Genomic DNA, 13,418 nt, shown 5'->3' on the forward strand with positions numbered 1-13,418 from the left:
ATGAGTGTTGCCGTGCGCGTGATCCCATGCCTCGACGTCAAGGACGGCCGCGTGGTCAAGGGCGTGAACTTCGCCGGTCTGCGCGACGCCGGCGATCCGGTGGAGCTCGCCGCCCGCTACGACGCCCAGGGAGCGGATGAGATCACCTTCCTGGACGTGTCCGCATCCGCGGAGGGGCGGGCCACCATGCTGGATGTGGTGGCCGCCACCGCGGAGCAGGTTTTCGTGCCGCTGACCGTCGGCGGGGGCGTGCGCAGCGTGGACGACGTCGACCGCCTGCTACGCGCAGGCGCCGATAAGGTCGGCATCAACACCGCCGCCATTGCCCGCCCGGAGCTGCTGTCGGAGGTCGCCGCCCGCTTCGGCAATCAGGTGGTGGTTCTGTCGGTGGACGCCCGGCGCTGCCCGCAAGGCGTGGCCACGCCCTCCGGCTACGAGGTCACCACCCACGGTGGCACTCGTTCCACCGGTATTGACGCCGTGGAGTGGGCCGCCCGCGCCGCCGAGCTGGGCGCGGGCGAGATCCTGCTGAACTCCATGGACGCCGATGGTGTCACCGGCGGATTCGACCTGGAGATGCTCGACGACGTGCGCCGCGCGGTGCGTATTCCGCTGATCGCCTCCGGCGGCGCGGGGCGGCCGGAGGACTTCGCGGCCGCGGCTGACCACGGCGCCGATGCCGTTCTGGCAGCCAGCGTCTTCCACTACGGCACTATGACCATCGGGCAGGCCAAGGAGGCGCTGCGGGCCGCCGGCCACCCGGTGCGCTGAGCTATGCGGGTAGGTGAAGACCTGGGGGGAGTTCTCCCCATACACCTCCACCCGGTTCTCATGTTACGGTTCGTGCTACACCAGGAAAGGCGAATTAATGACCAGCTATGACCCCAATCAGAATCCCGGGAACAACCAGGGCTATCCGGGCGGCCAGCCGCCGCAGTACCAGGGCGGCCCCAACGGACAGGCCCCCCAGTACCAGGGCTACAACCAGCCCGCCGGCTACGGCATGAACCCCACGGCGATGGCAACCGAGAAGAACAGCCTCGGTGGCTGGGCGCTCGGGCTGGGCATCGCCTCGGTGTGCTGCGGCATCTTCACCGGTATCCCGGCGATCATCCTGGGCTACCTCGGCATGCAGGCCGCCAACGAGGGCCGTGCCAACAACAAGGGCATGGCCATCGCGGGCATTGTCCTGGGCGTGCTGTCCATTGTGTGGTCGATCATCAACATCTCCACGGGCATGGTCAACAACGTGCTCAACAACTGACCCGGTGCACCTGTGACCGGCACCCGTATTCCTGCTGGAGTCGTAAGTGACTCCGACAAGCGCCGCCGCGCCCTGACGGGCGCGGCGGTAGCCGTATCGTGCCTGCCCGGAGCGCTGATCATCGGTTCGAGGCTACTGGGGCGGGACGGAGTAGACCTGTGCATCATGCACCGCCTGACCGGCTACTGGTGTCCGCTGTGCGGGGGCACCCGCGCGACCCGTGCGCTCATGCACGGCGATGTGATCGATGCGGTCGGCTACAACCCCTTCGCGTTGCTGGTGCTGGCTCTGGGCGCCGCAGTGCTGGTGCGCTGGGTCAGCGGCCGCCGCAGGAGCCATCCGCGGCCGCTGCTCACCTCACGCGAGGCCATTGCACTGTTCGCGGCCGCCGGCGTATTCGCCCTGCTGCGGAACCTTCCGGGAATGTGGCTGTATATCAACCCCCTCCTGGGGCCCGCAGGCTGAGCCGTGGCCGCCCCTCAGCCTGGGGCGTGCGAGAATGAAGGGGTGACAGCCTCAGCCAAGACTCTGGACCCTGAACTCTCAGCCCGGCTCAAGCGGGATGCGAATGGTCTGGTGGCCGCCGTCGTCCAGCAGTACGACACCCGTGAGGTGCTGATGGTCGGCTGGATGAACGACGAGGCGCTGCGCCGCACCCTCACCGAGGGGCGCGTGACCTACTGGTCGCGCTCACGGCAGGAGTACTGGCGCAAGGGTGACACCTCCGGGCATTACCAGTACGTCAAGGCCGTGTCCCTGGACTGCGACGGTGATGCGCTGCTGGTTGAGGTGGACCAGGTCGGCGCCGCCTGCCACACGGGGGAGCGCACCTGCTTCCTGACGGGCGGGGACCTGGGTGCCGCGGTGGGTGAGCGTCCCTCCTACCGGACCGATTTGCCTGAGCGGCCCCCGGCCGGGAACCATGAGGAGCGGAGGGGGTGACTACCGGGTGAACGGCTTCGAAGAGCTGGCCGCCGCGGCCAGGGCCTGTGTGGCCGCGCGCGAGCAACGCGTCCCGTTGGATGCTCTTAAGGAGGCCGTGCGCGCGGCCCCCGCCTGTCGCGATGCTGTGGCCGCCCTGCACCGTGAGGGACGTGCCGTGTCGGTGATCGCCGAGGTCAAGCGCGCAACCGCCACCTTCGCCGACCTGTCCGGAGTCGGTGACGTCGCCATCCTTGCGGGCTTCTACGCCGCTGGCGGCGCCGCCTGCGTCTCTGTTGTCACCGAGCCGGTTCGCTCCCACGGCCGCCTGGCCGATCTTGACGCCGTTCGCGCCGCCGTGGACGTACCCGTACTGGTCAATGACGTCATCGTCACCCCCTACCAGGTGCATGAGGCCCGTGCCCACGGTGCCGACCTGCTCATGCTGGACGCCCGTCTGGAGCCACTCATCCTGGAGTCGCTGATCGAGCGCACCCACTCCCTGGGGATGGTGGCGGTCGTCGAGGCGCACTCTCGGGGGGAGGCCGTCGCCGCCGTTCAGTCGGGGGCCCGCCTCATCGCGGTGGACGCCCGGGACCCGGAGACCCGGATGGTTGACCGGTCCCGGTTCGAACGGGTTGCCCGGGTACTGCCCGGCTCCGTGACCCGCATTGCCGCCGGCGGAGTGCGCGGGCCCCATGATGTGATGAGCTACGCGCGTGCCGGCGCGGACGTCGTGCTCGTTGGTGAGGCCGTCATCCGGTCCGCCGATCCTCAACAGTTCGTAGCCGAGCTGGTCGCCGCAGGCAGCCACCCGGCGCTCCTTCCCGCAACTCATCGAGAGGCGCTGTAAGTGCCAGTCACCCTGCTCACCCCGGCCGTAACTGTCGCGGCGTCGATTCCCAGTCCCGCCCGGTCCGTGTGGTATCTGGGGCCGTTCCCGCTGCGCGCCTATGCCCTGTGCATCCTGGCCGGGGTGTTCGTCGCCGTCTGGTGGACCGACCGCCGCTACCGTGCCGTTGGCGGGGGAGAGGACCAGGTGCTGGATGTGGCCCTGCTGGCGGTGCCCGTGGGCATTGTGGGCGCCCGGCTGTACCACGTGGTCACCTCCCCGGACGCGTATTTCGGTCAGGGTGGGAATCCCGCGCTCATCCCACAGATCTGGCGGGGAGGGCTGGGCGTTTGGGGCGGCATCTTCTTCGGGGCCGTGGCCGCGGCCTGGCTGCTGCGCCGTCGTGGGCTGCGCTGGGCGCCCTTCGCCGACGCCGTCGCGCCGGCGCTGCTGGTTGCCCAGGCGATCGGACGGCTGGGCAACTGGTTCAACCAGGAGCTGTTCGGCTCCCCGACGACACTGCCCTGGGGGCTACGGATCGACTCGGCGCACCTGCCGAACGGCTATGCACCCGGTACGCTGTTCCACCCCACGTTCCTGTACGAGGCGCTGTGGAACCTTGCGGGAGCAGCCTTCCTCATCTGGCTGGAACGATTCCTGCGGCGTCGTGACGGCGCTGTGGGCGGGCGGCTGCTGTGGGCATACCTGATGGTGTACACGGCCGGCCGCGTGTGGATCGAGTGCCTGCGCATCGACGAGGCTCAGCTGATTGCCGGGCTGCGGCTCAACGTTTGGACCTCCATCGCGATCTTCTTGGTCGGTCTGGTTTGCTTCGTCGTCCTCTCCCGTCGGCCCCTGAGCGATGAGGTTGTCGGCGGGCGGCGGTGATGACGGTCCCAACCCGGCGGCGAGCGCGCCAGTTGCTCGTACACGGGCCGGGAGTCATCTAGGCTTGGCCTATGCGCAGAGCGAAGATCGTATGCACCCTTGGGCCCGCCACCGATTCTCCTGAACAGGTGCAGGCGCTCGTGGACGCCGGCATGAACGTATGCCGCATCAACCGTTCCCACGGCCGCGCCGAGGACCAGGAGGAGGTCATAGCGCGCGTGCGCGCCGCCGCTGAGGCCTCGGGCCGCGCCGTCGCCATCCTGGTTGATCTCCAGGGCCCGAAGATCCGCCTGGGCAACTTCGTTGATGACCAGAAGGTCATGCTGAACAAGGGCGACGAGTTCACCATCACCACCGACGACGTCCTGGGCACCGTCAAGCGCGTCTCCACCACCTTCAAGGGACTGCCAGGGGACTGCCGTCCCGGGGACCGGCTGCTGATCGACGACGGCAACGTGGCCGTGCGCGTCACCGCCGTAACCGATACCGACGTCGTCACCCGCGTGGAGGTACCCGGCTACGTCTCCAACCACAAGGGCATCAATCTTCCGGGTGTGGCGGTGTCCGTGCCCGCCCTGAGTGAGAAGGACCGTGAGGACCTGCGCTGGGCGCTCAAGATCGGCGCCGACCTCATCGCTCTGTCCTTCGTGCGCAACGCCGACGACATCAAGGACGTCCACGAGATCATGGACGAGGTCGGTGTACGCATTCCGGTGATCGCCAAGATTGAGAAGCCGCAGGCCGTGGAGAACCTGCTGGACATCGTCTCCGCGTTCGACGGCATCATGGTTGCCCGTGGTGACCTCGGCGTCGAGATGCCCCTGGAGGCGGTGCCGCTGGTGCAGAAGCGCGCCATCGAGCTCGCCCGCCGTCAGGCGAAGCCGGTGATCGTCGCCACCCAGGTGCTGGAGTCGATGATCCAGAACCCGCGTCCGACTCGCGCGGAGGCTTCCGACTGCGCCAATGCCATCCTCGACGGCGCCGACGCCGTCATGCTCTCCGGGGAGACCTCGGTGGGCGCCTACCCGATCGAGGCCGTGCGCACCATGGCGAACATCATTGAGAACGTGGAGGAGAACGGCGGCGAGCGTATCGCCCCCTTGGGTTCCTACCCGCAGACCCGCGGCGGTGCCATCACCCGTGCCGCCGCTGAGATGGGCGAGCAGCTCGACGCCACCTACCTGGTCACCTTCACCCAGTCCGGCGACACCGCTCGCCGCCTGTCCCGTCTGCGCTCAACCATCCCGCTGCTGGCCTTCACCCCGCTGCGCTCCACCCGCAACCAGCTGTCGGTCTCCTGGGGTGTACAAACCTACGAGGTGCCCGAGGTAAAGCACACCGATGACATGGTTGATCAGGTCGATGAAGTGCTCCAGGCCAAGCATCTGGCCCAGCCCGGCGACGAGGTGATCATCGTTGCCGGCATGCCCCCGGGCACGCCCGGCTCCACCAACTCCATCCGCGTGCACACGGTGGGGGAGCGCGGCGATTACCGGGTGTGAGCGCCGGGTCGGGCCCGCAGTGATGCGCGGGCAAAACGGGTATCGGCCCATCGCAACACGCAGTAGAGCAGTTGCGTGGCGCCGGGCATGAAGCCCGCCCCATGGTGGTAGCAGGGGTCCATGGTGGTGACCAGGATCGCGCCGGGCGTGGTGGACTCGTCCAGGAAGGTGGTCACACCCGCCTCAGCCCCGTCCTCCTCCAGCGTCACCAGTGGCACTGCGCCTTCGGGCAGTTGGAAGACGCCGTGGTGGTGCCAGATCACGGCGCGTTCAGACAAATACTCCCACACGGGATGCTCCGGGCTGCGGCGCCGCATGCCGGAATCCTCCCCGGTGCGCCACCACCAGAAGTTGGTGGGTCGTGCTTGCCATTGCAGGCCCGGCAACCACTCCTGGGCGGAGTTCTCCCCGAATACGACCAGGGTGCCGCCGCGTTCGGCGACAGCTCGCATGGCGGCGGCATGTTCCAGCAGCATCCGGGGGTGGGAGCGGTCCGCGACGAGCAGGACATCGAGAGCGGCGAAGTCTGCCGCCGTCGCGTCGGGCAGATACAGGTCGGCCAGGCGGTAGGGCCGCAGTGCGGGGTCGGCCAGGGTCTTTAGCTGTGAGCCGGTGCCGGTGTGGGCGAAGCCGATCATGGGTGCGGGGTTCATGCGTTACCTCCGAGCCAGTTGCGAATGTTGTCGGTGAGTCGAGTCAGGGTGGTCCCGGGGGTGCGGGCGAAGATTGCCAGATCCAGGCCGGCATGAACCACGACACGGCCCTCTGCCACCGGGAACTCCACATCGATGGGCGCCCGCAGCGGTCCCAGACCGTTGATGACCGTGGTGCCTACCGGCAGGTCTAACAGGTAGCCCCGACCGTAGAAGCCGGCCACGCCGAACTGTTCCAGTTGCTCCCGGGTACGGGGAATATGCGGCCCGGAACGGTACAGCAGCTCTTCGACATCGACGCCGTCCCACACCGGGTGCGAGGCCAGGCGAGTGATGCCCAGGTCGCGCGGGCCGTGATACTCCAGCAGCCGCCATTTGGGCAGGCCGGTCACCCAGGGCTCCACCACGTGACCGTTGACCAGCATGCGGCCACCGGCCCTCAAGAACGCGTCGAAGTGCGCGCGGTGGCCGGCCAGGTGGCGCTGATCGCACATGCCGGAAACGAGGATGCCGGGCGTATGCGCCAGTGCCTCTTCATCCAAGTCGTAGGGGTCGAGGGGGCGAAATCCGTCGGGCACGTCGGCGGCCCCCATGGTGGGGGAGTGCCCATCTGGTGCGGGCATGAGCCAAAGGGGTTCGTTATGGGTCATCAGCGGGTTCCTTTCCACTCAGGAGGTTCGGTGTGGGCAAGGGTGGTCTGCGCGGCGGTATGTCGGTGGATTCCGTAGTCAGGGACGACGACGCGTTGCGGCTGGCCTCCGATGTTCACTTCGGGGGTCGCCACCGGCAGGCCGTACAGACAGGAAAGGGTGTTACCGGTCAGCAGTCTGGCCGTGGCGTCGATGCGAATATCCGCGGAGTCCACGATCAGCAGTGTCCGGTCCGCTATCCGCAACGCATGGTCGGGGTGATGACTGGTCATCACCACGGCCATACCGTCCTCTGCCAGGGCGTGGAGGACGCCCAGCACACAGGCCTGATTGCGCAGGTCCAGAGCGGAGGCGGGCTCATCCAGGACCAGTGCGCGGCAGCCGGTGGCCAGTGCGCGGGCGATCAGGACTAATTGACGCTCACCGCCGGACAGGGCCTGGTAGTCGCGGTCGCGCAGGTGGATGATGCCGACGCGCTCCATCGCCGCCTCTGCGGCCTCATGGTCGGCGCGGCCCGGACTGGCGTAGGCGCGTACGAAGCGGGCGCGACCCATCAGCACCATATTCAGTACTGAGAAGGCGGCTGTTGCGCCGTGGGACTGGGGGACGTAGCCGATGATGGCACGCTGGGTGACCTCACCCTCGGTGGGGTTGCGCAGCCCGGCCAGGCAGGTGACCAGTGTGGTCTTGCCGTGGGCGTTCGGTCCGAGCACGGCCAGCACCTCCCCGGCCCCCACCCGTAGGTCCACGCCGCGGAAGATCCACCGGCTGCGTCCGTACCTGAAACCGAGGCCGGCGGCGTCGAGCACCGTCTCGGGCCGCCTGGTGCGGGTCGCCTCGGCGGTCGCGGCGCCGACAGCACCAGTAGTCACTGAATTAGTCACTGAATTAGTCATTGAGTTAGTCATTGAATTAGTCACTGAGCCACACCCGCCTTCTGAAGCGTACGAGCAGAACCACGAAGAACGGCGCGCCGATGATCGCGGTGAGAATTCCCAGCGGCACTTCGACCGAGGCGATGGAACGGGCGAGGGTGTCCACCGCCGTGAGGTAGCCGCCGCCCAGCAGGAATGAGGCGGGCAGCAGCACCCGGTTGTCGCCGCCCACCAGTAGACGGGCCAGATGTGGTACGAGCAGGCCCACCCAGCCGATGACGCCGGACACGGAGATGGCGGCCGCCGTCAGTAGGGCCACGGCCAGCAGTGCCGCGTTGCGGTAGGGGGCGGGCGGCACGCCCAGGGCGCGGGCGTCGTCGTCGCCCAGAGACAGGATGTTGAGCCGCCAGCGCAGGAGGAAGACGGTGAGCGTGCCCAGCAGTATCGGCGGCAGGGCGGTGAGCACACCGCCCCATCCGGCCGTCGCCAGGGAGCCGAGCAGCCAGAACGTAATGGCGGGCAGATCCCGGTAGGGGTCGGCGACATAGGTGAGTAACGAGGTCAGTGCGCTGAACAGGGCGCTGACAACCACGCCGCCGAGTACGATCATCAGCAGGGGTGCGCTGGAGACGATGCGACTGAATGCCACTACGCAGCCCAGTGAGCCTAGTCCGAACAGGAAGGCGCCGCCCACCAGCCAGGAGGAACCGAGTCCCAGCACCATGGTCAGTACCCCGCCGAAGGACGCGCCGGCGGATACGCCAAGGACCTGGGGGCTCACCAGCGGGTTGCGGAACACCGATTGCAGTACGGCACCCGCCGTCGCCAGGGCGGCACCGACCAGGAAGGACAGGACTACTCGTGGCAGCCGTACCTCGAATACAATGCTCGCCTCCTGGGCGTACCAGGTGCGTTCCAGCGGGATTACCCGGTCGATCAGCATGCGGGCGACCTCTACAACCGGGATGCTGAATCGGCCCGCCGCCAGCGCCAGCAGGCACACCACCAGCGAAACCACTCCGATCACGATGACGGTCACCCAGGGCATTCCCCGGTACCGCCGACCGGTGGGGGGATCAGCGGGAGAACTGGTCATAGCCCTGCGCCTCGGCGTTGGCATCGAAGCGCAGGATCTGGTCGATCTCATCCTGCGACACTGAGTATCCGTAGAGGAATTCGTAGTTCTCCCGCAGCTGCTCGCGCAGGTCGAATGCGGCGGTGTCCGGGTAGGCGATCTGGGCCGCCCACATCATGGTCAGATGCGATTCGGCGCTGGGCGGATCCCACCAGAAGCCTCCGGAGGGAACCGCGTAGACCTTGTGGTTCTTGACGGCCCGCAACTGCGACAGAGCGGAGTCGGCATACAGATCCGCCGGCGTCAGGGCCGTCATGGAGGAGACGAAGATGATCTCCGGATCCCAGGCGAGCAGTTGCTCCACGCTGGTGGCGTTGGAGGTCGAGTAGTCGACGTCCGCGCCGACATTCGTGGCCCCGCACAACGTCATCCAGGTATTCATGTAACCGCGGGTGGAACTCATGCCGGCGTTGTAGCCGGAGTCGCCGGCCGAGCGCAGGAACAGGACGGTTGGCGAGGCGGTCTGCTGGGCGGCGAACTCCTGCAGCGAGGCGATGGTCTGGTGCATGCGCTGAAGGATCTGCTCGCCCCGATCCTCGCGTTGCAAGAGGGTCGCGAACATCTTGATCCACTGCTCCAGGTACTCCTGGGTGCCGTAGCGCAGTCCGATCACCGGGTATCCGGCGGCCTCAATGGGTTCTATGTAGGTGGCGGAGTCCCCCTGGTCGGCCCACTGGATTACGACGTCGGGGTTGATGCGGGTGATCTCCTCGACATTCGGGATGAAGTCGGAGTTGGCGACGGTGTTGTTTGAGACCGCGGCGGGGAACATCGTCTCGAACACGGAGCCGCGGTCGCGTTTGACTGTGGATTCGTTCACACCGGAGATGCGGTCGTAGCCCTGGTCGATCGCGGTGAGGATCGAGGGGGAGGGGATGACCGTGGTGACGATGGACTCGATCGATCGGGTGAAGGTGTGAGTCTTGTCGCGTTGATCGGTGACGACGATCGGCTCAGCCAGAGTGGCGCCGCGCTCGGCGGGGATGTCCTGACCGGAGCGTGAGGAACAGGCGCCGACGGCGAATAGCGCGGGCAGTGTCGCGGCGACTCCGGCGGCCGCCCGGATGACGGTGCGCCGTGGGTAGGGGTGCACGTGCATGAGGCTCCTTCAGAACTCGAGGCGACCGGCCCATGCGGGAGAGTCCCGCCAACCGGTCCAGTAAGTGCTGCCTACCCTAACTTAATGTGATCGTTTTGTGAACCTATGACGGTATGTCAGTTCATCCGGGCGGCCCCAGGCGGGGGTGATTGCGGCTCAGGTGAGGCGCCTGATCAGGGGGAGAGTCGCGCAGCGGAAGCCTCCCGGGAAGCGTGTGACCTCGCTGAACTTCAAAGGCACTGGGGTGATGCCGCGCGAACGGAGTTCACGCTCCAGACGGGTAGCGCGCTCGTCGATGACTATGTGATCGGGAGCCAGTGCGAAGGTGTTGACCATGAGTGCGAGCGTCTCCGCTTCGGTGGCCTCGATCAGCTCGAGGTGTTGTGCTACGCGCTCGCGCGAGCGAGGCGTGAGGGCGGGTGAGTAGATGTATCCCAGGCCGGGACCAACGAGGGTGAGCTTGGTGTCAAGGTGGACCACACCCCGGTGTGAGAACTCGATGGGTATGATCTCGCGATCGATACCCGCCCGGGCGAATGCCTGCCGCAATGAGCCGACCCCCTTGAGGTCGGTGGCCTCGCTCAGTCCTACGAGCACGACATCATCGGTGACTATGACGTCCCCGCCCTCAATGTGGCCATCGTCCAGGGGGACCACGCGTGAGACCTCTGCGAGTAGCGGATAGAGTGCCCGCTGCTCGCGTCGGCGCACAGGGTCCGCCGAGCGGGCGAGGAACAGGACGTCATCGACCGCGAAGGCGATATCGCGCGGGTACAGCTGTACCGAGACGTCATCGATAACGCCCAGCGTGTGTACCACTACCCCGGACTCGCGCAAAACGGAGACGAACTGTGCGTGCTCGCGCTCGGCAATGTCGTGATCCGGGATGCTCACGGTGTTCTTGGAGAGGTAGAACGCGTAGCTCGGGTTCGGACTGCGGAGTGTCTCGCGCACCAGTGGCCACCATCCGAATCGCTTGTACGGTCCGACGACCACTTCCTTCAAGGGGGCGATGTCGCTGGGGTTGTGCACTTGGATCATGTTGCTCCTCGGGTCTGGTATTGGTGTGGCGGGCTCGATGTTGTTCGGCCGGCCCGGGTGAATCCAGGGGTCAGCGGGGCTCGAGGAGGGGCGCTATGCCCCGGACGAGCTGTTCCGCGTCAAGGTCAGGATCTAATGCGCGCTGCAGCAGAAACCCGTCAACGGCGGCCACCAAGGCGAGTGCCTTGGCCTGGGCGTCCGCTGTCGTTGAGTCGGTACGCACGCGTAGTCGCTCGGCCAGGCGGGCGCGGAAGGCGGAGAACATTGCGGCCAGGTCGCGCCGCAGTGCGGCGTCGTGTGTGGCCGCAATCAGCGCCTCGTTCAGTAGGGCGGCGCCCGGATGAGCGGGTCCAACATTGAGTTGAAGGAGGAAGGATGTCAGTCCCTCACGAAGGTCGGGAGCCTCCATTGCCGCTTGGAATGGGCCATCCAGAAGATCTCGTGCGCCCTCATATGCGGCAGTGCGCCGTAATGCCTCAATGCTCCCCACGTGGTAGTGGACGAGTCCGGGGCTGACTGCGGCGCGCTCGGCCACACGGCGGGTGGTCACCATCTCCCAGCCGCCCTCGACTACCAGTTCCTGTGCGGCGGTGACCAATGCCTGACGAGTCGATGCTGAATCGGGCACGCGATCCTCCTGACTGTGTTGGTAGATGGGCGACGGCCTTGTACGTTTGCCTTGGACGATCGCCCAAGGCAAACGTACAAGAGTCTTCACCGGGAGGCAAGTCTCGCCTCGAGACCGGTTGGCATTAGGGGTGTCGGCGCGATTGTGATGCCGGTAACTCGCGTCAAGCTGCCGGGTCGCGAGAAGTCGGTTCGTCGTCCGCCAAGAATGCCTACGCCTGCGCAGCGGCAGGACGAGGACAGGAGGTTTGCTGTGGGGCCGGCAGTGTCAAGGAGATGTCAAGGCGCGGGGCGATCTGCTTCGCGGGCTCGTCTTGGTCCAGTGCTCCCGCCCCGCGCCCATAGGGCGGGAGCCGGGCCATCTCGCCCAGGGCGCCTTCTCCCGGTCTCCAGCGCCCAGGGCCGTGAGCCCCCAGGACCATGCGGGGCGTCGTCGTCGACGGTGGGGAAGAACTCGATTCGTTTCTGATGGGAGTAGACAGGATAGACGCATCGCCCGGAGCCGCTTTCGTTGCGGTTCCGGGCGAATCCGTACCTCCGGTGGGACTCGAACCCACAACACTCCGATTTTGAGTCGGATGCCTCTGCCAATTGGGCTACGGAGGCGCGGTTGCTCACACGCGGGGCGGCGTGCGGGCCTCACGACGGACCCGAGCATACTAGTATCGAGCCGTGAGCAACGAGTCCGCTTCTTCCAAGTCCCGCAGAGTCCTTGTCGCCGAGGACGAGACTCTCATCCGCCTGGACATCGTCGAGACCCTGACGGATGCAGGCTATGAGGTCGTCGCCGAGGCCGCGAACGGGGAGGAGGCGATCCGCCTCGCGGAGGAGCACCAGCCCGATCTGTGCGTCATGGACGTGAAGATGCCGGTGCTGGACGGAATCACCGCCGCTGAGCGCATCATCGACGCGCACGGCTGCGCCGTGGTCATGCTGACGGCCTTCTCCCAGACAGAACTGGTGGAGCGCGCCGGCGCCGCCGGAGCCATGGCCTACGTGGTCAAGCCCTTCACCCCGGCCGATCTCATCCCCGCCATCGAGATCGCCATGTCCCGCCACGAGGAGATCCGTTCCCTGGAGTCCGAGATCTCCGACCTGCAGGAGCGCTTCGAGACACGCAAGCGCGTCGACCGTGCCAAGGGGCTGCTCATGGAGCGCATGGGGCTGAGCGAGCCCGAGGCCTTCCGCTGGCTGCAGAAGACCTCCATGAACCGGCGCCTGACCATGCGTGAGGTGGCCGACGCCGTCATCGAGCAGGTCGGCGGAGCCAAGAAGGAGTCCTGAACGCGTCCGTCGAGGACGCGCCGGAGCGCACATGGCCCAGCGGCGCTCTCAGGCCCCATCAAGCTCGACGTACAGGCAGCGCAGGGTGCCGTGGGCTACACCCCGCCCGTCCTCGTCGCTTATCTCCACCCGGTAGACGGCAGTGCGCCGTCCACGGTGCAACGGCGTGGCCACCGCGGTCACCCAGCCGCGGCGCGCCGGCCGCAGATGACTGACCTGCAGGTCGGTGCCCACCGGCACCGTGCCCGTAGGCGCACCCTCGCGCGCCGCCACCGATGCCGCCGTCTCCACCAGCGCCGCACTCGCGCCTCCGTGCAGCACCCCGGTGAGCTGCCGGGCGCCGTCGACCGGCATGCGGATGACCGTGTGCTCCGCGGAGCGCTCCTCCAGCTCCATGCGCAGGGTGGACATCAGTGTGCCGTCTCGAGTGTCTGCGGGCGCAGACGTGCCCAGGGCACTCATGGCTGAGACCGCGGAGCCGGACGGACGAGGCACCGGGAAGGGACGGGCGGACTTGGCGGGGAAGGCCACGGGCGCGTCCGCGGAGGCAGATGTGGGGTGCGTGTCGTTCATGCCCTTAGGCTGTCACGGTGAGCACCAAAGAGACCAGCCCCGCCGCCCGGGACGTCGCAGGGCGCCTGCTCCTC

Annotated in this window: 16 protein-coding genes and 1 tRNA gene; 8 read left to right on the plus strand and 9 right to left on the minus strand. The window is 67.2% G+C overall.

Features of this window, described 5'->3' with window-relative positions:
- From hisF to pyk, 7 genes are all read left to right on the plus strand, one after another.
- Nucleotides 1–771, plus strand: a complete 771-nt coding sequence (gene hisF / locus E4J16_RS05820) for an imidazole glycerol phosphate synthase subunit HisF (RefSeq protein WP_136193919.1) — start codon at nt 1–3, stop codon at nt 769–771.
- Nucleotides 772–868: 97 nt separating this feature from the next.
- Nucleotides 869–1,264, plus strand: a complete 396-nt coding sequence (locus E4J16_RS05825) for a DUF4190 domain-containing protein (RefSeq protein WP_136313500.1) — start codon at nt 869–871, stop codon at nt 1,262–1,264.
- A gap of 12 nt (nt 1,265–1,276) precedes the next feature.
- Nucleotides 1,277–1,729: a DUF2752 domain-containing protein gene (locus E4J16_RS05830; RefSeq protein ID WP_240038307.1), complete on the plus strand. Its 453-nt coding sequence runs from the start codon at nt 1,277–1,279 to the stop codon at nt 1,727–1,729.
- 42 nt (nt 1,730–1,771) lie between these two features.
- Nucleotides 1,772–2,206 (plus strand): phosphoribosyl-AMP cyclohydrolase, encoded by a 435-nt coding sequence (gene hisI / locus E4J16_RS05835; RefSeq protein ID WP_136313501.1) that lies wholly within the window; start codon nt 1,772–1,774, stop codon nt 2,204–2,206.
- Nucleotides 2,207–2,213: 7 nt separating this feature from the next.
- A complete protein-coding gene (locus tag E4J16_RS05840) occupies nt 2,214–3,038 on the plus strand; it encodes an indole-3-glycerol phosphate synthase TrpC (RefSeq protein WP_240038308.1) in 825 nt (274 codons plus the stop codon).
- On the plus strand, nt 3,039–3,905 hold the full coding sequence (gene lgt / locus E4J16_RS05845; protein WP_136193922.1) for a prolipoprotein diacylglyceryl transferase: 867 nt from the start codon (nt 3,039–3,041) through the stop codon (nt 3,903–3,905).
- 71 nt (nt 3,906–3,976) lie between these two features.
- Entirely contained in the window at nt 3,977–5,407 is a 1,431-nt protein-coding gene (pyk, locus tag E4J16_RS05850; protein ID WP_136193923.1) for a pyruvate kinase, read from the plus strand.
- Here the strand turns inward: pyk and E4J16_RS05855 are convergent.
- The 8 genes from E4J16_RS05855 to E4J16_RS05890 form a co-directional block, all read right to left on the minus strand.
- Nucleotides 5,395–6,060: a hypothetical protein gene (locus E4J16_RS05855; RefSeq protein ID WP_136193924.1), complete on the minus strand. Its 666-nt coding sequence runs from the start codon at nt 6,058–6,060 to the stop codon at nt 5,395–5,397. The genes pyk and E4J16_RS05855 overlap by 13 nt on opposite strands.
- Complete coding sequence (locus E4J16_RS05860; RefSeq protein WP_136193925.1) at nt 6,057–6,710, minus strand: hypothetical protein; 654 nt, start codon at nt 6,708–6,710, stop codon at nt 6,057–6,059. The genes E4J16_RS05855 and E4J16_RS05860 overlap by 4 nt, the downstream gene beginning before the upstream one ends.
- The gene (locus E4J16_RS05865) at nt 6,710–7,594 is read right to left on the minus strand and encodes an ABC transporter ATP-binding protein (protein ID WP_204519961.1); all 885 of its coding nucleotides are present in this window, start codon (nt 7,592–7,594) and stop codon (nt 6,710–6,712) included. Before E4J16_RS05865 ends, E4J16_RS05860 begins: the two co-directional genes overlap by 1 nt.
- A gap of 28 nt (nt 7,595–7,622) precedes the next feature.
- Nucleotides 7,623–8,681: a FecCD family ABC transporter permease gene (locus E4J16_RS05870; protein ID WP_136313502.1), complete on the minus strand. Its 1,059-nt coding sequence runs from the start codon at nt 8,679–8,681 to the stop codon at nt 7,623–7,625.
- Complete coding sequence (locus tag E4J16_RS05875) at nt 8,662–9,819, minus strand: ABC transporter substrate-binding protein (RefSeq protein ID WP_136193927.1); 1,158 nt, start codon at nt 9,817–9,819, stop codon at nt 8,662–8,664. Before E4J16_RS05875 ends, E4J16_RS05870 begins: the two co-directional genes overlap by 20 nt.
- 156 nt (nt 9,820–9,975) lie before the next feature.
- On the minus strand, nt 9,976–10,860 hold the full coding sequence (locus E4J16_RS05880) for a dimethylarginine dimethylaminohydrolase family protein (RefSeq protein WP_136313503.1): 885 nt from the start codon (nt 10,858–10,860) through the stop codon (nt 9,976–9,978).
- 70 nt (nt 10,861–10,930) lie between these two features.
- Nucleotides 10,931–11,488, minus strand: a complete 558-nt coding sequence (locus E4J16_RS05885; protein WP_147680071.1) for a TetR/AcrR family transcriptional regulator — start codon at nt 11,486–11,488, stop codon at nt 10,931–10,933.
- 531 nt (nt 11,489–12,019) lie between these two features.
- A tRNA-Leu gene (locus E4J16_RS05890) sits at nt 12,020–12,093 on the minus strand.
- A gap of 66 nt (nt 12,094–12,159) precedes the next feature.
- On the opposite strand from E4J16_RS05890, the gene E4J16_RS05895 reads away from it, so the two are divergent.
- Nucleotides 12,160–12,771 (plus strand): ANTAR domain-containing response regulator, encoded by a 612-nt coding sequence (locus tag E4J16_RS05895; RefSeq protein ID WP_136193930.1) that lies wholly within the window; start codon nt 12,160–12,162, stop codon nt 12,769–12,771.
- 48 nt (nt 12,772–12,819) lie between these two features.
- Here the strand turns inward: E4J16_RS05895 and E4J16_RS05900 are convergent, their stop codons facing one another.
- Nucleotides 12,820–13,344 (minus strand): PaaI family thioesterase, encoded by a 525-nt coding sequence (locus E4J16_RS05900; RefSeq protein WP_136193931.1) that lies wholly within the window; start codon nt 13,342–13,344, stop codon nt 12,820–12,822.
- Nucleotides 13,345–13,418: the final 74 nt, after the last annotated feature.

This window comes from Actinomyces procaprae, assembly GCF_004798665.1.
Taxonomy (GTDB): Bacteria; Actinomycetota; Actinomycetes; order Actinomycetales; family Actinomycetaceae; genus Actinomyces; species Actinomyces procaprae.

Bases quoted from the DNA above. Each gene is read 5' to 3' on its own strand.
- E4J16_RS05875 (WP_136193927.1), bottom strand. From the start codon at position 9,819: ATGCACGTGCACCCCTACCCACGGCGCACCGTCATCCGGGCGGCCGCC.
- E4J16_RS05870 (WP_136313502.1), bottom strand. From the start codon at position 8,681: ATGACCAGTTCTCCCGCTGATCCCCCCACCGGTCGGCGGTACCGGGGA.
- pyk (WP_136193923.1), top strand. From the start codon at position 3,977: ATGCGCAGAGCGAAGATCGTATGCACCCTTGGGCCCGCCACCGATTCT.
- hisF (WP_136193919.1), top strand. From the start codon at position 1: ATGAGTGTTGCCGTGCGCGTGATCCCATGCCTCGACGTCAAGGACGGC.
- E4J16_RS05825 (WP_136313500.1), top strand. From the start codon at position 869: ATGACCAGCTATGACCCCAATCAGAATCCCGGGAACAACCAGGGCTAT.
- E4J16_RS05900 (WP_136193931.1), bottom strand. From the start codon at position 13,344: ATGAACGACACGCACCCCACATCTGCCTCCGCGGACGCGCCCGTGGCC.
- E4J16_RS05880 (WP_136313503.1), bottom strand. From the start codon at position 10,860: ATGATCCAAGTGCACAACCCCAGCGACATCGCCCCCTTGAAGGAAGTG.
- E4J16_RS05860 (WP_136193925.1), bottom strand. From the start codon at position 6,710: ATGACCCATAACGAACCCCTTTGGCTCATGCCCGCACCAGATGGGCAC.
- E4J16_RS05855 (WP_136193924.1), bottom strand. From the start codon at position 6,060: ATGAACCCCGCACCCATGATCGGCTTCGCCCACACCGGCACCGGCTCA.